The 25,713-nt window shown below is 64.3% G+C and carries 16 protein-coding genes; 3 read left to right on the top strand and 13 right to left on the bottom strand.

Annotated features, from left to right (window positions below; genetic code table 11):
* Nucleotides 1–3 precede the first annotated feature (3 nt).
* The 6 genes from Lysil_RS11865 to Lysil_RS11840 all read right to left on the bottom strand — a co-directional run bounded on the left by Lysil_RS11865 (nucleotide 4) and on the right by Lysil_RS11840 (nucleotide 15,482).
* Nucleotides 4–4,914, bottom strand: a complete 4,911-nt coding sequence (locus Lysil_RS11865; protein WP_103075755.1) for a non-ribosomal peptide synthetase — start codon at nucleotides 4,912–4,914, stop codon at nucleotides 4–6.
* Between the two features lie 2 nt (nucleotides 4,915–4,916).
* Nucleotides 4,917–11,567 carry a type I polyketide synthase gene (locus Lysil_RS11860; protein ID WP_103075754.1) on the bottom strand — a complete coding sequence of 2,217 codons (6,651 nt, stop codon included), beginning with the start codon at nucleotides 11,565–11,567 and terminating at the stop codon, nucleotides 4,917–4,919.
* Entirely contained in the window at nucleotides 11,564–12,469 is a 906-nt protein-coding gene (locus Lysil_RS11855) for a cupin-like domain-containing protein (RefSeq protein ID WP_165782485.1), read from the bottom strand. Before Lysil_RS11855 ends, Lysil_RS11860 begins: the two co-directional genes overlap by 4 nt.
* A 42-nt stretch (nucleotides 12,470–12,511) precedes the next feature.
* Nucleotides 12,512–13,903: a TIGR03013 family XrtA/PEP-CTERM system glycosyltransferase gene (locus Lysil_RS11850; protein WP_103075752.1), complete on the bottom strand. Its 1,392-nt coding sequence runs from the start codon at nucleotides 13,901–13,903 to the stop codon at nucleotides 12,512–12,514.
* Between the two features lie 129 nt (nucleotides 13,904–14,032).
* Nucleotides 14,033–14,758: a 4'-phosphopantetheinyl transferase family protein gene (locus Lysil_RS11845; RefSeq protein WP_165782484.1), complete on the bottom strand. Its 726-nt coding sequence runs from the start codon at nucleotides 14,756–14,758 to the stop codon at nucleotides 14,033–14,035.
* 55 nt (nucleotides 14,759–14,813) lie between these two features.
* The gene (locus tag Lysil_RS11840) at nucleotides 14,814–15,482 is read right to left on the bottom strand and encodes a hypothetical protein (protein ID WP_129588435.1); all 669 of its coding nucleotides are present in this window, start codon (nucleotides 15,480–15,482) and stop codon (nucleotides 14,814–14,816) included.
* Between the two features lie 61 nt (nucleotides 15,483–15,543).
* Here Lysil_RS11840 and Lysil_RS11835 point away from each other — a divergent pair, with 61 nt between their 5' ends.
* Nucleotides 15,544–16,947 (top strand): aldehyde dehydrogenase family protein, encoded by a 1,404-nt coding sequence (locus Lysil_RS11835; RefSeq protein WP_103075749.1) that lies wholly within the window; start codon nucleotides 15,544–15,546, stop codon nucleotides 16,945–16,947.
* A complete protein-coding gene (locus tag Lysil_RS11830; RefSeq protein ID WP_103075748.1) occupies nucleotides 16,944–17,150 on the top strand; it encodes a hypothetical protein in 207 nt (68 codons plus the stop codon). Before Lysil_RS11835 ends, Lysil_RS11830 begins: the two co-directional genes overlap by 4 nt.
* Nucleotides 17,151–17,155: 5 nt before the next feature.
* Here Lysil_RS11830 and crcB read toward each other — a convergent pair whose 3' ends face one another.
* Complete coding sequence (crcB, locus tag Lysil_RS11825; RefSeq protein WP_103075747.1) at nucleotides 17,156–17,542, bottom strand: fluoride efflux transporter CrcB; 387 nt, start codon at nucleotides 17,540–17,542, stop codon at nucleotides 17,156–17,158.
* A gap of 120 nt (nucleotides 17,543–17,662) precedes the next feature.
* On the opposite strand from crcB, the gene Lysil_RS11820 reads away from it, so the two are divergent.
* Nucleotides 17,663–18,883: a YXWGXW repeat-containing protein gene (locus tag Lysil_RS11820; RefSeq protein ID WP_103075746.1), complete on the top strand. Its 1,221-nt coding sequence runs from the start codon at nucleotides 17,663–17,665 to the stop codon at nucleotides 18,881–18,883.
* Here the strand turns inward: Lysil_RS11820 and Lysil_RS11815 are convergent, their stop codons facing one another.
* The 6 genes from Lysil_RS11815 to ald all read right to left on the bottom strand — a co-directional run bounded on the left by Lysil_RS11815 (nucleotide 18,884) and on the right by ald (nucleotide 25,645).
* Complete coding sequence (locus Lysil_RS11815) at nucleotides 18,884–20,227, bottom strand: replication-associated recombination protein A (RefSeq protein WP_103075745.1); 1,344 nt, start codon at nucleotides 20,225–20,227, stop codon at nucleotides 18,884–18,886.
* A gap of 48 nt (nucleotides 20,228–20,275) precedes the next feature.
* Entirely contained in the window at nucleotides 20,276–20,896 is a 621-nt protein-coding gene (lolA, locus tag Lysil_RS11810) for an outer membrane lipoprotein periplasmic chaperone LolA (protein WP_103075744.1), read from the bottom strand.
* 93 nt (nucleotides 20,897–20,989) lie between these two features.
* On the bottom strand, nucleotides 20,990–21,364 hold the full coding sequence (locus tag Lysil_RS11805; RefSeq protein ID WP_129588434.1) for a hypothetical protein: 375 nt from the start codon (nucleotides 21,362–21,364) through the stop codon (nucleotides 20,990–20,992).
* Nucleotides 21,365–21,414: 50 nt separating this feature from the next.
* A complete protein-coding gene (locus Lysil_RS11800; RefSeq protein ID WP_103075742.1) occupies nucleotides 21,415–22,023 on the bottom strand; it encodes a hypothetical protein in 609 nt (202 codons plus the stop codon).
* Nucleotides 22,024–22,149: 126 nt separating this feature from the next.
* Nucleotides 22,150–24,531 (bottom strand): DNA translocase FtsK, encoded by a 2,382-nt coding sequence (locus Lysil_RS11795; protein ID WP_425477167.1) that lies wholly within the window; start codon nucleotides 24,529–24,531, stop codon nucleotides 22,150–22,152.
* 46 nt (nucleotides 24,532–24,577) lie between these two features.
* A complete protein-coding gene (ald, locus tag Lysil_RS11790) occupies nucleotides 24,578–25,645 on the bottom strand; it encodes an alanine dehydrogenase (RefSeq protein ID WP_103075741.1) in 1,068 nt (355 codons plus the stop codon).
* Between the last annotated feature and the right edge of the window lie 68 nt (nucleotides 25,646–25,713).

Genomic DNA, 25,713 nt, shown 5'->3' with positions numbered 1-25,713 from the left:
AGGTTATTTCCGCCCGAAGATACGCTTGAACCAGCCGGAGTTTGCCGGTTCGATGTTGCGTTCGGGCAATTGTGCCGCGATTTCCGCCGCCGTCTGCACCGCAAGTTGCGGCAACCTGAGCTTGACGCCGGTATCCCGGGCGAGTTCGACGAGGACGCGCACCGCCTGCATTGAACTACCGCCAAGATCGAAGAAATTGTCACCGGGGCCGACGCTGACGCCCAGGTGACGCTCCCAAAGTGCCTGGAGATAGTCCAGGCGCGTGACGGTGGCCAGCGCCGATGGTGCAGCGGAAGCGTGTTCCATGGTTGCGGACATGTCGTGGCTCGTGTCGTTGAGTGAATGTAGTGCGGCTTCGATGGCCTGCCGCGGATCGCCGGCCAATTCCGCCAGCAGATGTTGGTAATACCCGGCGATGCGACGTGCGGTCCGTTCCTCAAGCAATTCCCTGTTGTAGAGCAGTGTTCCCTGCAGGCCGCCGTCGCCGCGATCGACCACCCACAGATTGAGATCCTCGGCGATGCTCGGCTGGTCGATGTCGAAACGGCGATGCGAGAGTTCGCCCCAATGGGTGATGCGATCGCGGATGTCCTGGAAGGAGAACTGCGCGTGGTAGAGGATGCTGCTGGCGACACCGGGAAGTCCGGAGCGCATCTCCGCGATGTCTTCCAACTGGATGTCGGGTGCCGAGAGACTGTCGAGCAGCGACGACTTGGCGAGGCGCACGACATCGGCAAATACGCCCGTCATCGGCACGTCCATGCGCAGCGGCAACAAGTTGACGATGTGTCCCATCAACGGTTCGGTTTCGGCGTGATGGCGTCCACGCACGGGTGTTCCGACCACGACATCCGGGTCGCCGCCGTAGTGCGCGAGCGCCACGAACCAGGCTGCCAGCATCACCACGAACACGGTCGAATCCAGCGATTTCGCCGTCTCGCGCAGCGACTGCGACAGGGCCGGCGACAGTTCCAGCGGAATCGCGGTGGCGGTCCCCGTCATCAACCGCGGCCGCGGGCGATCGGTCGGCAGCGCGCGCGGCCAGCCACCGCGTGCATTGGGCATGCACATCCATTGCCGCCATTGCTCGCGTTGGCCGCGATAAGCATCGCTCTCCATCCAGGCGTTGTGCCAGATGGCGTAATCGCCGTAATCCACCGGCAACGCCGGTAGCGACGGCTCGCGCCCCGCGCACAACGCGGCATAGCATTCGGACAATTCCGCATACAACAGATCGAACGACCAGCCATCCCAGATGATCTGGTGCGGCATGAAGAACCAGACGTGTTCGTCGTCAGCCATGCGGTACAGGCGCGAACGGAACAGCGGCGCATCGGCCAGGGATTCGAACGGTCGCGCGACCAGCGTCCTGATGTCGGTTTCAAGTGCATCCTGGCGCTGCGCGGGCGCGAGATGGGTGAGATCGATCAGCGGTTCCAGCACGCGCGATTCCAGCCCACTGCGCAATACTTGCACAAGATCGTCGCCGCGACGCTCGAATCCGGTGCGCAGCACGGTCTGCCGATTCACCACTGTCGTCAATGCCTGGCGAAAATGCTCGAGATCGAGCGCACCATTCAGCACGTGCCCGGACGGCAAGCTGTAGGCCAGCACTTCCGGATGGAATTCGTGGATCAACGCCTGTCGCTGCTGGAAGATGCTCAGCGGCGCCCATTCGCGGTGCTCGCGCCTGGCAATGATGCCGGATTGCGATTCCGTGTTCGCTGCGGCGTTGCCATCGATGATGCGCGACAACTTGCGCACCGTCGGTGCATCGAACAGCGTGCGTTGCGACAAATGCAGCGCGAATTCCTTTTTGAGCCGCGTGGTGAGTTGCGCGGCCAGCAGCGAGTGCCCGCCGGACAGGAAGAAGTCGTCATCGATCCCGAGCATCCCGAGCTTGAGCGTGGATTTGAAGGCCTCCAGCAGGCGTTCCTGCAGTGGCGACTCCGCTGCAGCCGATGTCGTGCATTCATTCGCAAATGCACCCGGCAGCGGCAATGCCTTGCGATCGATCTTGCCGTTCGCGGTCAGCGGCCACTGCGCCAGCACCATGACGTGCTGCGGGATCATGTAATCCGGAAGCGATCCACGCAGATGCGTCTTCAGCTGCACGGGTTCGATCTCGCGTCCCGGCACCATCACCACATAGGCAAGCAGTCGCGCATCGCCTTCGTTTTCCTCGCGCACCAGCACCACCGCCGATTGCACATCGGGATGGCTGGCCAAGCGTGTTTCGATTTCACCCAGTTCGATGCGATAGCCGCGCAATTTGATCTGGTGGTCGAGGCGTCCGAGGTGTTCGAGCATGCCGTCGTCACGCCAGCGTGCGCGATCGCCCGTGCGATACAGGCGCAGGCGCCCGTCCGGGCCGTTCCAGTCGATGAAACGATCGGCGGTCAGCGCCGGTTGGTTGCGATAGCCGCGCGCCAGGCCTTCGCCGGAAATGCACAGTTCGCCGGGGATGCCGCGCAGGCAAGGCAGGTTTGCATCGTCGAGGATCCACACGCTGGTATTGGCGATCGGTCGACCGATGTGGATATCAGGCAGCATGCCGCGTGCAGGCGGCGCGATTCGCGCGCAAGTCGACCACACCGTGGTTTCGGTCGGGCCATAGACGTTCCACACTTCGCGGCTGCGTGCCAGCAATTGCGCCGCCAGCGTCGCTGGCAACGATTCACCGCCACACAGGACCCTGAAGCCTGCACTGCCCACCCAGTCGGCTTCGATCAGCGTGCGCCAGGTTGCCGGTGTCGCCTGCATCACGGTCGCCCGATGTTCGGCGATGCAGGCGGCAAGCGCGCCACCATCGAGCGTGGTCTCGCGATCGGCGATGACGACCTGTGCACCGACGCATAGTGGCAACATCAGTTCGAGCACGGCGATGTCGAACGACAGCGTGGTCACCGCGACCAGCACGTCATCCTGATGCAGGCCAGGTCGTTCGGCCATGCTGGCGAGGAAATTGGCGACGGCGCGATGCGGAATCTCCACGCCCTTCGGCGTGCCGGTCGAACCGGAGGTATAGATCACGTAGGCGATCGCTTCCGGATCGGCAGCGCCCGGCGATTGCAGGCGCGTGTCGGGTTGCGCGGAAAGCGCTGCGTCGTCGAGCAGCACGATGCGTTGGCCATGCAGCGGCAATGCCATTGCAAGCACATCTGTCGTGAGCACTGCGGACGGGCGGCCATCGTCCAGCATGTGTTGCAGGCGCACTGCCGGGAAGGCGGGATCGAGCGGGATGTAGCCGGCGCCAGCCTTGAGGATGCCGAGCAGTGCTGCCAGCATCGGGATGCCGCGATCGACCGCGATGCCGACCAGATCGCCTGGCTTGACGCCTTGCACGGACAGCAGGTGGGCGATGCGGTTGGCTTCGCGATCAAGCTCGCCATAGCGAATGCCGCGTCGGCCATCGTGCGCGGCGACGGCATCGGGCCGGCGATCGCAACTCGCTTCGAAATGCTGATGCATCAATCGTTCGCGATGGAACGACGTCGGATGCGGTGACAGCGTGGCGAGTTCGTGCACGTCGTCATCGTCCAGCAAGCCATAGGCACTGCCGGGGCGATCAATGTGTTCGACGACTCCGCGCAGCAGCATGCGATAAGCACGCAGCCAGCGTCGGACGGTGCTCCCATGCAGCAGCGACGCCGCGTACTGGCACTCCAGGCGCATGCCGGCCGGTGTCTGCACGGCGTTGAGCGACAGTTCGAAATTGTCGGCGATGCGCGCCACGCCACGGCAATCGATGCGTGCGCCGGCGAACGCGGCGCTTTCGCCCTCCAGGCTCTGGTCGATGTTGAACAACAAGGACGCCAACGGCACCCGCGACGGGTCGCGGGCGATCGCCAGGTGTTGCAACAGGGTCGAGAGCGTGCAGCCGCGATGTTCGACCGCATCCAGGAGATCATTGTTGGCGTGCGCCAGGAAGGTGGCGAAGGCCTCGTCCTTGCGTAGCGCGAAACGCATCGGCAAGGTGTTGGCGCAATGCCCGACCAGTGCAAGCTTCCCGCTCGCGGGTTGCCCCGCGCTGGGAATGCCGATCACCACGTCGTCCTGCCCGGCAATGCGCGCAACCAGCAATGCGAATGCCGACAGCATCAACGAGAACAGACTGCAGCCTTGCTTTGCCGCCGTTTCGCGCAAGGCATGCAACAACTCGGGTGGAAGTTCGAGCTCTTCGCGGCGCGAGGCGAAATGGCGGGTATGCGGACGCGGCAGGTCGAGTGGAAGTTCCAGCACCGGCACGCCATCGCTGAAACGCTGGTGCCAGTAACCTTCATCGCCGGCATGGGCGTGACCGGATTGTGTGGCTTCGGCCAGCGCATGATCGGCGAACGATTCAGCCGGCGGCAACGACGCCGGACGATCCTCCAGTGCGGCACCGTAGAGTGCGCCGAGATCGCGGACGAGCACCCACCACGACCAGCCGTCGCATATTGCGTGATGCGCACTGAGCAACAACCGATGCGACTGTGGCCCGAGACGGAACAGCGTGGCACGGAACAGCGGTCCGTCCTGCAGGTCAAAGGGAACCGACACCGATTCGATCTCGGCCTGGGCGATGCGTGCACCCTGCTCCGCCGCGCCGAGCTCCAACAGGTTCCCGAACGCCATCGCGGTCGTCGCGTGTTCCAGCACGCACAGAGTCTGGCCATCGCCCGACAGCACCGAACGCAACACGTCGTGGCGTTGCACCAACCCACCCAGCGCCTGCTTCAAGGCGGCGTGATCGAACGGCCCGTCGATGCGCATCGACAGCGCTTCGTTGTACGCCAGCGATGCTTCGCGATCGAGGCGATCGACCAGCCAGATCTCGCGTTGCGCCTCGGTGGTCGGCACCACCCGCAAGACGGCCTGCGCGAATGGATCGTGGGCAACCGCTGTCGGCGCCATGGGGGTCTCGACATTCATCGTTACACCTCCACCTTGACGTACTGTCCCGGCGTTTCGGGGTCGGGCGCATACCACGCCGGCTGCCCTTGCGGATCGCGCCCCAGGCGCGCGCCGGCGACCCTGGGTGCGCTGGCATCCATCACCGTTTGCGCAGTCGCCTTGGGTTTTGGCAGGAATCCGGCGTCCTGCAATTCGTCGATCGAGGCCTTGAAGGCCTCGGCGATCCGGGCGAAATCGGCTTCGCTGTGCGCGGTGGTGAAGAAACACGGAAAATTGTCGAGGATGTGGATGCCGCGACTGCGCATCATCGCGAACAACAGATCCTGCAACGCGTGGTCTTCGCGGAAGAAGGTCTTCCACACCGAGGCGAAATGACGCACTGCGACCGGCGCGCCGACCGCCGCGCAATGACGGTTGAGATCATCGACGAAGGTGGCCACGCGCTGGTTCAGTCTCACCTGCAGCTCCGGGCCCTGTGCCTTGAGGTGCTTCAACACGGCAGCCGCAGCGGCGAGCGCCAGTGGGTGGCGCACGAAAGTGCCGGCGAAATAGGTGACACCCACTGACGGCACCGAGTCGTCGCCGAACTGCCAGTCGCCGCCATCGAGCGCATCCATGTAGTCGCGCTTGCCTGCGATCACGCCGATCGGGAATCCGCCGCCGACCACCTTGCCGTAGGTGGCGAGATCGGCGCGGATACCAAACAGTCCTTGTGTTCCAGCAGGGTGGGCGCGGAATCCGGTGACCACTTCATCGAAGACCAGCAAGGCGCCCGCGGCGTCGGTGATCGCGCGCAGTTCCTTGAGGAATTCCACCGGCTGGAAATCCGGGCGACGACTCTGCACCGGTTCCACCAGCACTGCGGCCAGTTCGCTGGCGTGTTCACGCAGCCACTGCGCCGATTCCTCGGTGCCGTAATCGAGCACGACGACATGCTCGGCGGTGTTGCGCAAAATGCCCGGCGCCGCCGGAACCGCGCGATGCGTGCGGGTGCCACGCACGATCATTTCGTCGATGATGCCGTGGTAGGCGCCACTGAACACCGCGACGGTATCGCGACCGGTCACCGTGCGCGCGATGCGCAAAGCGCCGAGCACGGCCTCCGATCCGGTGTTGCACAATGCGGCGCGATCGTTGCCGGTGATTTCGCAGAACAATTCAGCGACCTCGCCAGCCAGCACATGCTGCGGTCCGATCTCGTAGCCGGCATCGAGTTGCGTGCGCACCGCATCCAGCACAAAATCAGGCTGCCAGCCGAACAGGCTCATGCCGAAGCCATTGAGCGCGTCGACGTAGTCGTTGCCATCGAGATCGGTCAGGTGCGCACCCTGCGACCGCGACATCACGATCTGGTAGGTGATTTCCTTGAGCATCGGCTTGAAGCCATTGACCACGCGCGGATCGGCCAGATGCCCGCGATGACGTTGCGTGTAGTCCTTCGATGCCTGGGTGCGCGCGACATAGCGCTGGATAAAGGCATCGAGGCGATCGCGCTGCTTCGGCCCCAGTTCCGACGATGCGCCGTTGTCGATGCGGGCGATGGCACCGAAAGCCTTCTTGACGTCGTAACGGGTGTGCGCCAACGCTTCCGCTTCGGCCTGATCGGATGATTGTGGTTGCGCGGTTGTCGCGGCTGCCATTGGTGCCCGCGGCATCATGACCGCGGACGTTTGCGGCATCGCTGCTTCGCTGCGTGCGACAGGTGCGGCGCCCAGCAACTCCAGCTGGCGCTGCATCAGCTGCATCTGTTGCTGCATCAGTTGCTGCAGATCCGTTGAGGCCGTCGGCACCGCGATCGAGGCAACGGTTGCCGTGACAGCGGCGGCGACAGTAGGAACCGACGCCTGCGGCTCGACGCGTGCCGGAGTCACCGTTGCTCCTAGCGCCGCGCCGAGTCGCGTCAAACTGGAATATTCGCTCATCAACTGCCGGAAGCTGATCTTGGTGCCGAAGGACTTCTGCAGCTGCAGCGCGATCTGCGTCAGCGTCAGGCTGTCCAGCCCGGCTTCGACGAAATTGGCGTCGTCGGACATGCCCGCCATGTCGATGCCGGACACGTCTTCGAATACCTCGCGAATCCGTGCAATGACTTCCGTGTTTGGTGCCGCCGGCTGGGCGACTGGCGCAGGATGGCTGGCAGGCATGGAACTCTCCTCGTGGATCGCGACGGGCGCACGCAGCGCGGCAGTGGGCGCGGGCAGCCAATAGGTCTTGCGTTCGAAGGGATAGGTCGGAAGCTCGACGCGATGGCGCTGTTGTCGCGCATCGAGGCTGTCGATATCGACGGCGATGCCGGCGCACCACAACGCAGCGGCCGCCTGCAGCAATGTCGCGTTTTCCGCGCCGGTGTTGTCGGCCAGCGAGGCCAACGCGAACTGGCCATCACCGAAGCGCTGCTGTTTCGCCAATTGGCTCAAGGTGTTGCGCGGCCCTGTCTCCAGCAATGCACGCACGGCCGGCAACGCGAGTGCGCAGGCTGCGGCACGGCTGTATTGCACCGGTGCGCGCAACTGGTTCACCCAGTAGTCGACCGAGATCGCCTCGTCGCCGGTCAGCAGCATGCCGGTCAGCGAAGACACAATCGGCAACGATGGCGCGTTGCGACTGCAGGTCGCGACCGCATCCGCGAACGACGCCAGCGCTGGTTCCATCATCCGGGAGTGGAAGGCATGCGAGGTGCGCAATGGCGTGCAGGCGATCTGTTCCTTCGCCAATGTTTCGACGAAGGCCTCGATCATATCGGCGCGACCCGAGACGACGCAGGCGCGCGGTCCGTTGACGGCGGCGAGGTCGAGATCGACCGGCAGTCGCGCCAACAGCTCGGCTTCCGACAGGCGCACGCCGAGCATGGCACCAGCGGGTTGCGATTGCATCAAGGCAGCGCGCCGGGCGACGAGGCCGATGGCATCGTCCAGCGAAAAGACCCCCGCCAGCGTCGCCGCCGTGAACTCGCCGATGCTGTGTCCCAGCATCGCCACCGGCATCACGCCCAGCGACTGCCACAGCCGCCCCAGCGCATATTCCAGCGCGAATGTCGCCGGCTGCATGCGCGAGGTCGGCCGCAGCGCGTCGGTGTCGTCACTGAACAGCAGCGTGCGCAGGTCTTCTCCCACCCTATCGCCAAGGTGCTCGGCACAGGCATCGATGGCGTCGCGGAACACTTGATGATCGCGGTACAGCGCACGGCCCATGCCGGGATAGGTCGCGCCCTGCCCCGGGAACAGCAACACCACGCCAGTGTCGCCACCGGCCATGCGGGTCGGCGTGGATGCAGGTAGCTGCAAATCGCGAATCGCCGCATCGCGACCGTCGGCAACGACTGCACGACGATAGGCGAACACCTTGCGACCACTACGCAGCGTCCATGCCACATCGGCGAGATTGGCGTCGGGATGATCTGCCAGATGCATCGCCAGGCGTTCGCTGGCCTGCTGCAAGGCTTGCGGCGAACACGCTGACAACTGCAACAGCTGCACTCCGGCCGCGGCATCGGATGGTACGGCGTCCGGCGCCTGTTCCATCACCACGTGGGCGTTGGTGCCGCCAACGCCGAAGCTGCTGACGCCGGCGCGGCGGGGGGATGGGGAGCAGCGCCAGGTGTCCGCTTCGGCGTTGGCGACGAAGGGGGTTGATGCAAAATCGATGGCGGGATTCGCTGCGGTGAAGTGCAGCGTTCCCGGGATGACGTTCTCGCGCAGGGCGAGCGCGGTCTTGATCATTCCAGCCGCGCCGGCCGCGATCACCAGGTGGCCGACATTGCTCTTGAGAGAGCCAATCGTGCAGAAGCCGGTGTCCTGCGTGTATTCGGTGAATGCCAGCGCCAGTCCCTCGATCTCGATCGGATCGCCGATCGGTGTCGCGGTGCCGTGCGCCTCGATATAGCCGATGCTGCGCGGATCGACGCCGGCATCACGGTGGGCCATGCGGATCGCACGCGCTTGGCCCGCCGCGCTTGGCGCGGTGAAGCTGGCGCGTTGCGCGCCATCGTTGCTCAGCCCGACGCCGCGGATCACCGCGTGGATTGGGTCACCATCGGCCTGCGCATCGGCAAGCCGCTTCAGCAACACCATCGCCGCGCCATCGCTGAACACCGTGCCCGCCGATTTCGCATCGAAACTGCGGGTATGGCCATCCGGCGACAGCATGCTGCCTTCCTGGTGCAGGTAGCCGCTGTTGCTCGGGCACGTCACCGACACACCACCGGCCAAGGCCATCCGGCACTGCCCGGCGCGCAGGCTTTCCACTGCCTGGCAGATCGCCACCAACGAGGTCGAGCAGCCGGTATGGATGCTGATCGCCGGACCAGTCAGCCCGAGCTTGTGGGCGACACGGGTGGCGATGTAGTCCTTCTCGTTGCCGAGCATCGTCTGGAATTCGCCGACGCGCGCGATGCGATCGGGGTGCTGCGACACGTGTTTCTGGAAATAGCTGGCGTTATACATGCCGGCGAACACGCCGACATCGCCATCGGCTTCGTCACCGGGGGCATGGCCGCCGCGTTCCATGCATTCCCACGCCAGCTCCAGCGCGATGCGTTGCTGCGGATCCATCACCTCCGCTTCCGGCGCACCAATCCCGAAGAAGGCCGCATCGAACTGCTCGACGCCAGCGATCACGCCGCGTGCAGGCACGTAGTCGGGATCGTTGCGCAGCGTGTCCGGAATGGAAGGATCGAGCGCCGCGCGATCGAAGCGGGTGATGCCTTCGCGGCCTTCGCACAACATCGACCAGAATGCTTCGACATCCACGGCGCCGGGGAAACGTCCGGCCATTGCGATGATGGCGATCGCTTCCGAACCGTTGCGTGTTGCTGCCGGTTGCGCGGGCTGTGCCTGCGGTTGTCGCGACGATTCGAAATGGGCAGCCAGCAATGCCGGCGCCGGATGACTGAAGACGTGACCTGGCGATGCCGACAGCGGCAGGATTCCGTCGTGCTTCAACATCGCGACCAGTCGTGCGGCCAGCAGCGAGCTTCCACCGAGATCGAAGAAACTATCGTCGCGGCCGACGCCATCGATATCGAGCAATTCGCCCATGGCTCGTGCGATTGCCATTTCGCGGTCGCCACGCGGCGCGACATGCGGCGTCGCGATCTCGGGCCGAGTGCGGTCGGGTGGCGGCAGCGCGGCGCGATCCAGCTTGCCATTGGCCGTGACGGGAAACCGTTCAAGCACCACGTAGCGCAGCGGCACCATGTAGTCCGGCAGCGTGCCTGCGAGTTGCGTGCGGATCGCCTCCACATCCACGTTCTTTCCGTCTTGCGCTTGCAGATAGGCGACGAGGCGGCGTTCGCCGTGCACGGTTTCCGGCGCGGTGACGGCGGCATTGCATATCCCGGGAACCGCACCGAGCACGGCTTCGATCTCGCCCAGCTCGATGCGGAACCCGCGAACTTTCACCTGCTGGTCGAAGCGACCGCAGAATTCGATACAACCAGTCTCGTTGACACGCACCTGATCGCCACTGCGATAAGCCATGCCGATGCCATCCGGCGCTGCCACGAAACGTTCCACGGTCAGGTCCGCGCGCCCCAGATACCCCGATGCCACACCGCTGCCGGCAATCCACAATTCCCCCTGCTCGCCATCGCGAACGGGTTGTCCATCGCCATCGACAACGAACAGCCGCGCACGATCGATCGCGTGGCCGATCGGCACACTGTGCGCACCATCGGCAACATCGGTGATGGCATGGGTGACCGCGAAGGTCGTGCATTCGGTCGGACCATAGCCATTGAACAAGGCAACATCCGGTTCCGCCGCGCGCATCCGCCGCACATGGTGCAATGACAACGCTTCGCCGCCGCTGAACAACTGCCGCACGCCATGCAGCTGATGCGGATCGTCATCGACCACGCTGTTGAACAACGCCGCAGTGAGCCAGAGGTGGGTGATGCCATGGCGGCGAATTGTCTCGCCCAGGCCTGCAGCGGTCGGCACCGCTTCGGGATGGATCACCACCTGACCGCCATTGAGCAGCGCCCCCCAGATTTCCAGGGTCGATGCATCGAAACCGAGCGGTGCCGCCTGCAGGAACACACTGCCCGCATCCAGGGCGATGAAGTCGACATCGCACACCAATCCGACAATCGCACGATCGGGAATGCACACACCTTTTGGTGTTCCGGTCGAGCCGGAGGTGAACATCACGTAAGCGAGGTCTTCGCCGCTGCGCTGGACATCGGCATCTACGGCAGTCGCGATCGCGCAATCCTCGATCGCCACTTTCGTGATGGCATCGGGCAAGCGGATCGTGGTGTTACCCGCCAACGACACCAGGCACAGGCGCACATTGGCATTCGCCAGGATCGTCGCCAGTCGCGCCATCGGCTGCGCCGGATCCAGTGGCAGGTAAGCCGCGCCGCAACGCAGGATAGCCAGCATCGCGATCAACGCATCAGCGCCGCGCCGGGCGTCGAGTGCGACAATGTCGCCATGGCCGACGCCGCGTTCGCGCAATCCGGCAGCGACGGCAGCGGAGATGGCATCCAGTTGCGCGTAATCGAGGCAGCGCTCGCCATCACGGATGGCGGTGGCCCCGGGTCGCTGGCGAACGTGGACGAGGAAAGCATCGACCAACGATGCCGACAGTGTTTCGGCGCGATCGCTGCGCGCGCCACGCAGCGGCGATACCGCGATCATGTTCGTGGTGCCGGTGGCGCGGGGGTTCACGCTGCCTCCTCGGCATAGGCGTCGCGCGCGTGCGCGGCCTTGTCGCGATAGTCGCCACGCAGTTTCAGCAGCAGTGTTCCCAAGGCATCCGACAATCCCGACTGCCCGATCGGCGACGGCTGCAATCCCAATTTGCGCAACGCACCATGCCCGGCATGCAGCCGCGACTTCTCGCGCGTCGCGTCGGTGTAGTAGGTGAAGCTCACCGTGACCGAGGGGCCATCGCCGTTCTCGACCATGTGCGGGCTGGTCGACGGCATGTAGGCGCCCTGCCCCGGTTGCAGGTCGATGACCTGGGCGCGCTCGCGGAAGGCATCGCGCCAGCGCAGCAGGTAACGTTCGTGATTGAGGTGGAACAGGTCGCGCGCCTGCTCGCTGGCGACTTCGACGTCATCGTGCGCCCAGACGTAGACGCGCTTCCTGCCCTGCACCTGCAGGATGAAATTGTGCTCGGCATCGAAATGGTACGGCGTCACCGCGTTCGGTGACGTCACGAAGATCCAGCCGCCGCGATAGCTCATGCCGGGATCGCAGTCATCGATCTCCGGTTGCAGTTCGTCGAGCACGCCGCGCACCAGCGTGCGATAGAGCGGATCCTTCTGGATATTGAGCAACGACATCCATGCCTGCGCCCGCGCGAGATTGCGCAAGGTCTCGACCGGATTGGTGCCATTGGGGAACAGCTCAGGCGCGGAATTGAACGGCGTGCCCGCCTTGGCCGAATCGGAATGCGTGCGCACGCTGCCGGCCGCGTCCAGGCGTTGCGCCAATGCCAGCAGCGCATCCATCTGCATCAGCGGATGATCCTGCACATGGTGGCGCAGCGGCTGGATCCGCCAGGGATCGAACTTCGCCCAGTCGACGTCGACCCAAGTCTCCATGTCGTGTGTCGTTGTTGCCATCACCATCCCTCCCCGTCGACCCCCCGGCCGATGCAGTCCGTGTCAACGTGCTCCCTTGCCCATCAGTACCACTTCCACCGTCTGCACCAGGATGCTGAGGTCGGAGAAGAAGGTGTGGTTCTTGACGTAGAACAGGTCGAAACGCAGCTTTTCCTCGGCGTCGCGCACCGATGCGCCATATGGATAGCGCAATTGCGCCCAGCCGGTGAGGCCCGGCAGCACGCTGTGGCGCATGCTGTAGTAACGAACCTGTTCATTCAGCGAATCAACGAACTGCGGGCGCTCAGGACGCGGCCCGACCAGGCTCATCTCGCCACGCAGCACGTTGACCAGCTGGGGAAGTTCATCAAGACGGGTCTTGCGGATGAAGCGACCGACGCGCGTGACCCGGTCGTCGTCGCGCTTGGCCCATTGCGCGACGCCATCCTTCTCGGCATCGACGCGCATGCTGCGGAACTTGATCACGCTGAAATTCGCGCCATGAAAGCCGACGCGCATCTGCTGGTACAGGATCGGTCCCTTCGATTCCAGGCGGATCGCCAACGCCGTCAGCAACATCAGTGGCATGGCAAGCACCAGCATCAGCGATGCGAAGATGACGTCGAACGCACGCTTGTTCAGGCGCCGCGGCAATGAATGGTCGAAGCCGTGCGAGAACACCAGCCATGACGGATCGAGGCGACTGAGCGTGATCATCCCGGCTTCGCGCTCGACGAAGGTCGGCAGGTCGCACACGCGCACGCCGCGCTCGATCGCCGCCAGCAGTGATTCCATGTGGATTCCGTGGTGGGCGTCTTCCAATGCCACCAGGATTTCGTCGGCATCGAGCAGGCTTGCAACCTGGTCGACACCGCCTTCGCCACGGACCAGCAGGCTGGAATCGATCTTGATCTCTTCGTCGGCGATCGGCACGTAGCCGATGACACGGAAATTGCGCCGATCATTGGCGCGCCGCATCCGCCGTTCGAGGAAGCTGGCGGTTTCCCCTGCGCCGAGTACCAGCACGCGATGCTTGAGCGTCGGCGATGCGTAGACCGTGCTCCAGACCATCCGCAATGTCAGTACGCCGATGAAGCCCAGCAGCAGCGACGCGATCAACACGCCGCGACCGATGTAGGCATCAGGGAACAAGTAATAGATGACCAGGAGCGCCACGCCGCCGAACAGGAAGGCGTAGAGCTCGCGCAGGATGAATCCGAAGCGGTTCTTGCGCAGATAAACGTGATGCAACCCGAAGGCTGTCATCGACACGCACAGCACCAGCGCGAACAAGGCTGCGCGCCAGGGTAGTCCGTTCGAAAATTCGAGATACCCCGCCGGATCGTGCATGAAACGCACCGATCCCGAGAGCCGGACGCAGCCGACCAACAATGCGAGTTCAAAAAACCAAAGGAAGAAAACCTTTGATGGGCCGCTTTTCCCTGGCGTTGCCATGACTACTCCTGAAATCCATTTCAGACCAATACCGAACCACTCCATGCCCGTGCCGCAGCGTTCCAATCGCCTGGCCACGGGACTTCGACAACCGGACGATCGTCCGCTTGCCGTGCCGCGCCTGTCAAGTCATATCCATGCCACCCGCTCCCGAAGTGATACGACATCGACAGTTCCGGGATCGAGCCGTACCAGCACCCCATCAGGCGTGGCCGCGCTGAACCCGAGGCGGGCGCGACCGGCAAATACGCGCAAGGACCACGCGCTCAGGCCGGTTGCCGCGGGCAAGCCGTTCACGGCGATTCCCTGGCGGCTGAGAAACGTGTTCATGTCGATCGAGAGGCCGCTGCCGATCGCTTTCAGCACGGCTTCCTTGCGCACCCAGACATCGATCAGCGCCTCGTCGCCGGCGCATTCCTGCGCATGCAGCACGTCGGCAGCGAGGCCATCAAGCAAGGCCACGCGATCCATCGCTTCGATGTCGACACCAACCAGGCCGACGTCGCGCGCAACCGCGATCGCGAGGAAATCGTCGGCATGACTGAGGCTGGTCGCCACGTTCGGCAAGCCGGCGACCATCGGCATTCCCGATGCCATCCGGCCGACCTCGACGCGATCGGCATCGCGACCGAGCGCCAACGCGACCACCATGCGATGCAAGGCATATGCAAGCAAACGTCGTTCGCGTTCGAGCGGATTGTTCAGACGCCCGGCGCGCTCGCGCAAGGCCGGCGACACCAGTGGATACAAGCGCCATGCCTGGCCACGCCAGGCGCGCAGGTCGGTGATCGCGATCACGCGCGGGGTCGCCGTGAACTGTTCCACCGTCGGGAACAATGCAAGGAGATCGTCCATGTGCTCGCCAGCGAACCAGTCTTCGCTGTTGGCAGCGGCAATCACGGCTCGGCGCTCAGCGCCCACCGGTCAGCCGATCCGGAATGTCGAACAGGTAATTCACGTTGATCCAGCGCCTGGCACGTTCGTCGTAGCTGCCTTCGATGCGCGTTTTGCGTGCAGTATCGACACCGACATCGACACGGGCATCGGCACTGATGTCGAGTGCACCGCCGGGGCTGCGCCGGCTCTGGATCTCGTCGAACTGCAGGCGCACGTCGCGCACGCCATTGTCCTTGGCGATCTGGTCGCAGACCCGCGTTTCCAGCTCGCCGACCAAGGCTGGATCGTTGAGCACGCGCTGCGGCGCGCCGGCCTGCGGGCCGAAATCCAGCGCGGGATAGGTCGCACTGCCGTCGTTTGGCACGTAGCGGGTATTGAAGCGGAACACCGTCCAGTCCTTGTGGCTGGGCGACATGTATTCGCCGATGCCCTCAAGGTTCTGCGCCGATCCTTCGCGCGACTTCACCCCCACCGTTTTCAGGCGGATGCGCAGCGCGGTATCGTGCAGGCGTTCGGTCAACGCGACCATCACCGCACCCGCGATGACACCGCGGGCTTCTTCGCCCACCTGCGAGTGTTCCGGGGGTTGCGCGACCGCAGTTCGCGGTGCGGCAGATGCGCCGCCACATGCCATCGCGATCAGGCAGACTGTGGCTCGCGTGCGCGAGAAAAATCCCTTCATGTCGACCGCCTTCCGTTGGCGAGGGCTGCTGCCCGGTCAATCACCATCATAGGACACAACGATGCGCGCCGATACCCCACCCATTCACCTCCGCGATGGCGATGATCGCGTTGCCCGTGTGCGTGCGAGCTTCGACAGCGGTCGCACTCGCCCCTACGCGTGGCGCACTGCACAATTGCGCGCACTCGGCCGCATGCTGGCGGAGGACGGCGATGCCCTGCACGCCGCGCTGCATGCCGACCTCGGCAAGTGCGCCATCGAGTCGAGCTTGAGCGAAACCGCGTTCCTCCGTGCCGAAATCGGCCACACCCTGAAGCACCTGCGCAGCTGGATGCGTCCGCAACGGATCGCGATGCCGCTGACGCTGCTGCCCGCACGTGGCCGCCTGGTGCCGGAGCCGCTCGGTGTCGCGTTGATCATCGCGCCATGGAACTATCCGGTGCAGTTGCTCCTGGGCCCGCTGATCGGCGCCATCGCTGCCGGCAACGCCGCCGTGCTCAAGCCCAGCGAAGTGTCGCCAAACGTGTCCGCCACGCTGGCACGACTCGTTCCGAAATATCTCGACAACGAAGCCATCATCGTGGTCGAAGGCGGCGTCGCGGAAACCACGGCATTGCTGCGCGAACGCTTCGATCACATTTTCTATACCGGCAATGCCACCGTGGCACGGGTGGTGATGGAAGCCGCTGCGCAACACCTCACGCCGGTGACGCTGGAACTGGGCGGCAAATCGCCGCTGTGGATCGACGACAGCGTGGACATGGCGACGGCTGCGCGCCGTATTGTCTGGGCGAAATTCCTCAATTGCGGGCAGACTTGTGTCGCACCCGATTACCTGTTGGCGACACCCAAGGTCGCCGACGTGCTGATGCCGCACCTGCGCAACGCGATCGGCGAACTGTATGGCGACGATCCGCGCAACAACCCGGCATACGGGCGCATCATCAATCGCCGCCATGGCGAACGCCTGCTGGCGCTGGTCGATCCGGCACGTTGCGTAATCGGCGGCGGTCACGACATCGACGATCGCTACATCGCGCCGACCGTGCTGTATCCCGCGCATGCCGATGACGCTGTCATGCAGGATGAAATCTTCGGCCCGATCCTGCCCATCGTTGCGGTATCCGATGCCAACGCCGCGATCGCCTTCATCCGCGCCCGCGCGAAACCATTGGCACTGTATGCGTTCACCTCCGACCACGCGCTGCGCCAGCGCTTCGTCGATGAAACCTCATCGGGCGCATTGGTCTTCGATTTCGCGGTGGCCCACCTCAGCGCGCCGGACATGCCGTTCGGTGGTGTCGGCGCCAGCGGCATGGGCGCGTATCACGGCGCATCAAGCTTCCACATCTTCAGCCATTTCAAACCGGTGCTGTCGAAACCGATGCGACCGGACACGCTGCGATTGATCTTCCCGCCCTATGGCAAGATGACGCAACGGGTGATCGACTGGTTGATGACATGACGACGAACGCACCACGCCATGCCGGCGATCGCATCGTGCAGAACCTGGGTGCGTGGCGCTACCTGCAATTCGTGCTGGTCGCGGTGATTGCCGGTGGCCTGCTCAACTGGCTGACGAACCTGCCGACACTCGCCGCATGGCTGGTCGGACTCGCCATCGGCGGCGGCTATTTCGTGCTGGAGAAATGGCGCGGCGTAATCTGAGAAGTTCACGCGTTGCCGCGCAGCGCGTTCCACGTCCACATCCCGAGCACGGTCATCAGCAACGATCCCGCCACGTGCAGGATCATGTGCGTCGCCGCCCAGCCGTACATCTGGCGCTGCAGCAGCGTCACCGATTCCGCCGAGAACGTCGAGAAGGTGGTCAATGCACCGAGCAATCCTGTGACCAGGAACAGGCGCAACTCCGGACCGAGACTGCCGTTCTGCCCGAAGCCCGCCATCGCCAGCCCGATCACGTAAGCGCCGACCAGATTCGCCAGCAGCGTGCCCAGCGGCAACGGGGTGAATGCAGGATTCAGCCAGGTACTCACGCCCCAGCGCAGCCACGCGCCAAGCACGGCGCCCAAGGCAACGGCGGACAGTCGGATCAACATGGATGAATCATGACATAGAGGACAATGTTCCCGAATCAGCGCTAAACGTTTCAGGTGCGAATGATCACCAGGCCGCGTGTCGAGCGTCTACTGGCATGAGCCCTCCCCCGGATGCCTTCCATGAGCAAGTCCATCGTCGCTTCACCTCCGCGCAAACCACTCGCGAAATCCCTGCTTGCAGGCCTGGCCATGGGCACCGCACTGATGCTGAGCCATCCCGCCAAAGCCGGCATATCGATCAGCGTGAACTTCGCGCCGCCGCCCTTGCTGGTCTACGAGCAGCCGATGATTCCCGCATCCGGCTACCTCTGGATACCGGGCTACTGGGCCTGGGACGACAATTACGGCGACTATTACTGGGTGCCGGGCCAATGGGTGCAACCGCCGTTCGCTGGCGCATTGTGGACGCCGGGCTACTGGGCATGGCGCGGTGGCGGGTATTTCTTCCACCGCGGTTACTGGGGACCCGTGGTCGGTTACTACGGCGGCATCAACTACGGCTTCGGCTACTTCGGCGGCGATTATGTCGGCGGTTACTGGAATCGCGGCGTTTTCAACTACAACCGCGGCTACAACCACATCGACAATCGCATCGTCAACGTCTACAACAACAATACGACGATCATCAACAAGACCGTCATCAACAACAACCGCGTGAGTTACAACGGCGGTCCTGGCGGCGTGACCGCGCAACCGACCGGGCAGCAGCGGCAGGCCGAACGGCTACGGCATTGGGATGCAGTGCCGGAACAGCGCACCGCAATGCAGCAGGCGCACGAGGATCGTACTGCGCGTTACGGCTTCAATCATGGACAGGCGGAGAAGATGCAGTGGCATGGCGTACTGCCGCCACAGGCTGCGCTGGCATCGCAGCAGACGCATGTGCAGAACAGGGACAACCGTCCCGCACAGCAACGCCCGATGCCGCAAGGCCAAGCGCCACGGAATGCATCCCCGACCGATGGTGTCACCGCTGCGCAACTGCATCAACCACGGACGGAGCATGCGGCCAACCAGCCGATGCCCGATGGATCACAGCCGCCGCGTCATCCGCAACAATGGCAGGGAGCGCACCAGCAGGCGCCGCAGGATCGCCAGCCGCCGATGAACGGCGACGAACGGCGCATGGCAGCGCGTCCGCCAATGCCGACGCACGCACCGCCGCAGCCGCATATGCAGCCCGCACCCACGCGCATGCCGCCGCCACATCAACCCCATATGCAGGCTGCGGTCATGCACGCGCCCCCCGCGCCGCATCCGGCGCCACCGCAACAGGCACATGGTGGTGGTGGCGATCCGCACCATGATCGGCGCGATCATCACGACAACAACGGGAACTGATCAGTCCTTGCCTTGGCGCGCACGGAGGCGCGCCGCACGCAAGGCGTCGAGCTTCTCCTTCAACTTCAGTTCCATGCCACGCGCCACCGGCTGGTAATACACGCGTTCGCCCATCGCATCGGGGAACCCGGTCTGGTCGAGGGCGACGCCGCCTTCGGCATCGTGGTCGTACTGGTAGCCCTTGCCGTAGCCGAGTTCCTTCATCAATCGCGTCGGCGCGTTGCGGATATGCAACGGAACGTCCTGCGTGCCGTATTCGCGCACATCCTGTCGCGCCGCGTTCCAGGCCATGTAGGCTGCATTCGATTTCGCGGCGCTGGCGAGATAGATCACCAGTTGCGCCAGCGCCAGATCGCCTTCGGGCGAACCAAGGCGTTCATAGGTATCCCAGGCTTCGGTCGCCATCGCCAACGCGCGTGGATCGGCGAGGCCGATGTCTTCCACCGCCATTCGCGTCAGCCGGCGTGCGAGATACACCGGATCGCAACCGCCGTCGATCATCCGCGCGAACCAGTACAACGCGGCGTCGGGATTGGAGCTGCGCACCGATTTGTGCAGGGCGCTGATCTGGTCGTAGAACTGCTCGCCACCCTTGTCGAAGCGGCGGGTACGATCGGCCAGCACCTGCTGCAAGGTCGCATCGCTGATGTGGCCGCCCTCCTCGCCCGCCAGTTCCGCGGCGATTTCGAGCAAGGTCAACGCACGTCGCACATCGCCATCGCCGGCCGCAGCGATCTGTTCCAGCGCCTCCGGCGATGCCAGCAATCCGTGCCTACCCAGGCCGCGGGTTTCATCCTGCACCGCGCGTTGCAACACCGGCACGACATCGGCGACGGACACCGCTTCCATCACATGCACGCGACAGCGCGACAACAACGCCGAATTCAATTCGAACGAGGGATTCTCGGTGGTCGCACCGACAAAGATGATCGTGCCGCGTTCGATATGCGGCAGGAATGCATCCTGCTGCACCTTGTTGAAGCGGTGCACCTCGTCGACGAACAGCAGCGTCCGATGCCCGCCGAGGAAACGCTGCTCGGCCGCCGCCAGCACCTTGCGCACTTCCGGCAGGCCGCACAGCACCGCCGAGACCGCCTCGAAATGCGCATCGGCGTATTGCGCCAGCAACAGCGCCAGCGTGGTCTTGCCGCAACCAGGCGGCCCCCACAGGATCATCGAGTGGACGTGGCCGGATTCGATCGCGCGGCGCAACGCCGATCCGGGTGCAAGCAGGCGCTGCTGGCCCGCCATCTCGTCCAGCGTGCGCGGACGCATGCGTTCGGCCAGCGGCTGCAATGCGCTGATATCGGGATCAAGCCCGGGCAATGACATGCTGGAGTTCATCACCGTCGATGGTACGACGCCACGCCGAAGCATGGCTCGGAACTGTGCTCAATCGCCGATGACATCGACGCCCTTGGGCACCGTGAAACCGAAGGTCGTCGCCGGCAGCGCCAGGTTGCGCTGCCACAGCGCGAAATACATCTGCGTGCGCTGGCCGAGCGGATCGGTCACGACGATCTGCGACAACTGGCCATCCTTGAAGCCGATGCGCGCCGACTGGAAATTGCTGTCGGCCTTGGAGCGCGGCGCGATGCCCAGCCAGTTCATGCCGGCGGACGTGCCGCCATCGGTCACGATGTAATCGTGATCGAGCCGCGCCGGATCGACCAGGATCGCCAGCGGACTGTTCTGCTCCTCTGGTCCCTGCGGACGCTTGCTCACCTGCTGAAGGTCGGGTTCGTAGATCCACACCGTCTTGCCATCGGCGATCACCAGCTGCCGGTACGGCTTGACGTATTCCCAGCGGAATTGCCGCGGCGTCGCCAACGACACGCGCCCCGACGACGACTGCTTGAGGTGGCCCTTGGTGTCGTACACCTCCTGCGAAAAGCCGCCCTGCAGCGACTTCAATCCCCGGGTGAACACTGTCAGATCGGCGCGGGCGTCGGCGTGCGCGATCTGTGTCGATGCCAGCGCCAGCGCGCCGGCCAGCCAATGGGAAATGCGCATCGGGAACTCCTTGCCTGACTCTGCTGCAAGTGTGCCGCGAATCGCCTGAACCGCAAGATGAATGCGCAGCTCCGACCCGATCCGCTCAGGGGATCATTCCCCGCGCACGCACTCGAAATAGTCGCGCGAGGCTTCGTGGGCATCGTCCTGATCAGTGATGCTGTCGGGAACATCGCCCGAGGTCGCGCACTTGGCGATACCGGCTTCCAGCGTGGCGCAATCGACGCCGCGGCCCTGCTGCTGCGATTGCACGTCGCGGCTGGCGCAGCGCTGGCGCAGGCGCGTGTTGATCTTGGCGAGGAAATCGGCCTTGGCCATCGGGAAACTCATGCCGCTGAAATCCATGCCATGGCCATGGTGCCCGCTGCTTGCCGCCTCCGCCTGCCCATCCTGCCCGCGATGGCATCCGGTGATCACGAACACTGCGCAGAGGCCAAGGCTGGCGACGATGCTGCGGGAAAACTTCATGGACACTCCAGGATTTTGGCGATTGCGGATATTGCCGGGATCGGGACGATTCATGCCAAGTCCTTTTCCGGTTGGCGGGGCGATCTGAAGTCGTGCACCAGCGACGGATTCACGACCCGGCTGAAGGTATCGTGGAAACTCCAGCGTTGCGCAACGCTCAGCAGCGGCTTCAACTTGTCGTAGAGATAATCGGCATCGTGGGTGATGCGTGGGAAATGCAGCAACGTCACCGGGATATCGTGCTTGGCAAGCGCATACATCAACTTGTAAAGCTTGGCCATCAGGACTTTTTCCTGATTTTCGGGATCGGAGGTGTCCCACAACCCACCCGGCGCATCGTGTTTGCGGGCGGAGCGCGATACCGAGCGTCGACTCTCCGCGGCACTGAACAGATCGCGCACGGGCACGAGTACATGGTCGATGGCGATATCGTGGTCGGAAAGCACGTCATCGAGCTGGTCGCACAGCCACGGACTCTTCACCACGTAGGGCGCATGGCGATCGCGGATATCCCATTCCATCCCGGCATTCGAGTGCGGATGGATATCGGGCGCATGCTCGCGGAATCCGGTCGGCATGCCGAGCGCCGTCATCAACTGGATCAGGAACGTGGTGCCAGCGCGCCCCGTTCCGGTGATGACAACGTGATGCCGACTCATCGAACGCGTTCTCCTTGCCATTTCCGCGGCGAGGACGCATCCAGCGCCGCGTGTTGGAGAGATCAACGCGTGGAGATCGGCAAGGTTGACAGGCAGGCGCGTCGCGATACTTCGCGACAGAGAACCTCAATCGCGCACGGGCGGTGGTGCCAGCACGGTGCGATCGCCATTGTGTTCCGGCGGACTGACCACGCCGGCCGCCTCCATCGCTTCGACCAGGCGCGCGGCGCGGTTGTAGCCGATCTTCAGGCGGCGCTGCACGCCGGAAATCGAGGCACGTCGCGTTTCGGTGACGATGCGGATCGCTTCGTCGTACAGCGGATCGCTTTCATCGCCACCACCACCCGATGCTTCCGGCAGGCCGGTCGCGCCGACGCTGCTGCCGTCGTACATCGTCTGCACTTCCTCCAGCACGCCATCGATGTATTCGGGCTGGCCGCTGCGCTTGAGGTGCTCGACCACGCGATGCACTTCCTCGTCGCTGACGAAGGCGCCGTGCACGCGCTCCGGCAGCGCGGTGCCGGGCGGCAAGTACAACATGTCGCCATGACCGAGCAGTGTTTCCGCGCCGGACTGGTCGAGGATGGTGCGCGAATCGATCTTGCTCGACACCTGGAAGGCAATGCGCGTCGGGATGTTGGCCTTGATCAAGCCGGTGATGACGTCGACCGACGGGCGCTGGGTGGCGAGGATCAGGTGAATGCCGGCGGCACGGGCCTTCTGTGCCAGTCGCGCGATCAGCTCTTCGACCTTCTTGCCGACGATCATCATCATGTCGGCGAATTCGTCGATGAAGACGACGATGAACGGCAGCGTGTCGAGCGGTTGCGGCGCTTCGTCGGGCAGGCCCGAGGGCTTGAACAGCGGATCCATGATCGGCTGGCCGGCGTCGGCGGCATCCTTCACTTTCTTGTTGAAGCCGGCCAAGTTGCGCACGCCGACCGCGCTCATCAACTTGTAGCGGCGCTCCATCTCGCCAACGCACCAGCGCAGGCCATTGGCGGCCTCCTTCATGTCGGTGACCACCGGCGCCAGCAGGTGCGGGATGCCCTGGTAAACGCTGAGTTCCAGCATCTTCGGGTCGATCATCAGCATGCGCACGTCCTTGGCGCTGGCCTTGAACAGCAGCGACAACACCATCGCGTTGACCGCAACGGATTTGCCGGAGCCTGTCGTACCCGCGACCAGCAGATGCGGCATGCGCGCGAGATCGGCCACCGTCGGGCGTCCGGCGATGTCCTTGCCCAAGGCGAGCGTCAGCGGGCTGGGCGACTTGTCGTATTCCTTCGAGCGCAACAGTTCCGAGAGATAGATCATCTCGCGGCTGGTGTTGGGGATTTCGAGGCCGATCACCGACTTGCCGGGGATGACATCGACCACGCGCACCGATTTCACCGACAGCCCGCGCGCGATGTCCTTGTCGAGGCCGCTGATCGAACTGACCTTGATGCCCGGCGCCGGATCGATTTCGAAGCGGGTGATCACCGGGCCCGGGTAGGCACCAACCACTTGCGCATCGATGCGGAAATCCTTGAGCTTGTATTCGATCTGGCGCGACAGGGTTTCCAGCGTTTCCTCGTCGTAGCCCTTGGCCTGCGGCTTGGGATCGTCGAGCAGCGCCAGCGGCGGCACCGCGCCGGGATCGCCGCCCATGAACAGCGGGATCTGCTGGTCGCGCTTGGCGCGTTCGGATTTCTCGATCACCGGCGCTGCCGGCGGCTCGATCCTGACCTTCTCGCGCTTGGCCCGCAGCTCGCTGTCGACCTTGCGCGCCTCCACGCGTTCCTCGCGCATCTGCCGCACTTCCTGCCATTCACTGGCCTGTTGCTGGCCCTTGCGGAACAGCGCGGGAATCGTCATCACCCAGCCGCCGATCTTCTCCATCAACCAGAACCAGGAGAAGCGCGTCGCCAGCGTCACCGAGATCAGCAACAACGCGATCATGAACAGCGTGCCGCCGGCCTGGCCGACGCTATGCCGCAACGAATCCCCGACCAGACGCCCAAGGATGCCACCCGCGCCCGCCGAGAAATTCTCGACGTTGCCGACCCGCAGCTGGAGCAATCCCACCGCGGCGATCAGGAAGGCGAACAACGCGATCAGGCGCAGTGCCGGGGTGATCTCCGCCTCCTGCTCGCTGGCGTCGGCGTCGACCGGGCGGAACAGGGTGATCCACACCACCGCGCCGAGCAGGATCGGCAGCAGCCACGCCACATAGCCGAACAGATAGATCAGCACGTCCGCCAGCCATGCCCCGACCTTGCCACCGACGTTGTGCAGCGGCGCGGTGACGCCGACGCTGCTCGACCAGCCCGGATCCTGCGGCGAATAGGTGAACAGGCAGGCGAACAGATAGAGCAGGATCGGCGCAACGGCGATCAGGACGACGTCGCGGATCATCCGCTTGCGCTGCGGACTCATCGGCCGCGGCTCGGCCGCCGCACGGCCGCGCTCGCTCCCGGAATCGGGTTTCGCGCGGGTGCGGCGGTTGGGTCGAGTGGCTGCCAAGGCGTGATCTGACTTTAAGTAATGGCTACAAGTCTCTGATATTGAATCAGAGTTTCATGCCCTGCAAGGCCGGGTGGATGATCTTGCCACCCTCGACGTTGATGCCCTTCACCAGCGCTTCATTGCCGCGCCAGTCGCCCGAAGCCAGCTTGTTGACCCACGGCAGGATGGCGGCACAGATCGCCTGCGAGCTGGTCTGCGGCACCGCGCCGGGCATGTTGGTCACGCAGAAGTGGATCACGCCTTCTTCCACGTAGGTCGGGTCCTTCCAGGTGGTCGGGCGCGAGGTCTCGAAGCAGCCGCCCTGGTCGATGGCGATATCGACGACGACGCTGCCGTCCTCCATGTCCTTGAGCATCTCGCGGGTCATCACGTGCGGCGCCTTGGCGCCGGTGACCAGTACCGCGCCGATCACCAGGTCGGCATTGGCGACAGCCTTGGCCACCACGTCGTGGTACGGATAGAGCACGGTGACGTTGTTGCCGAGGCGCATGGCGTCTTCCATGCGGTCCTGGCGCATCTCGAACACGGTGACATTGGCGCCACCGGCCGCGGCCAGCGCCGCCGACGCGCTGCCGGCCTGGCCCGCGCCGAACACCACGACATTGCCGCGCTCGGTCGATGGCAGGCCGCCCAGCAGCTTGCCCTTGCCGCCCATCGGCTGGTGCAGCAGGTGGGTGCCGACCTGCACGCCGATCTTGCCGGCGATCACCGACATCGGCGCCAGCAGCGGCAGATCGCCGTTGGGCAGCTCGACGGTTTCGAAAGCGATGCCGGTCAGGCCGATATCGAGCAGGCGCTTGGTGAGTTCCGGTTCCGCGGCCAGATGCAGGTAGCAGAACAACAGGTGATCCTTGCGCAGCAACGCGAGGTCGCCCGCGATCGGCTCCTTCACCTTCACGATCAGCTCGCCCTTGTCGTACAACGCGGCGGCATCCGCCGCGATCTTGACGCCGAGCGCGGTGTATTGCTCGTCCTTGAAACCGGACTTCACGCCGGCGTCCTTCTCGATCCACACTTCGTGGCCGCGCTTGACCAGATCGCCGGCCGCGGCGGGAACGAGCGCGACGCGCCCTTCGAGAGTCTTGGTTTCCTTGGGTACGCCGATACGCATTGTCGATGCCTGCAATAGGAAGAATCAGTGGAATGACGGGTTGTGTCGATGCGGCCGCGGCCGCATCT

The organism is Solilutibacter silvestris (assembly GCF_002895945.1).
Lineage (GTDB): Bacteria > Pseudomonadota > Gammaproteobacteria > Xanthomonadales > Xanthomonadaceae > Solilutibacter > Solilutibacter silvestris.
The sequence above is the reverse complement of the archived record's forward strand: the minus strand, read 5'-3'. Positions and strand labels throughout refer to the sequence as shown.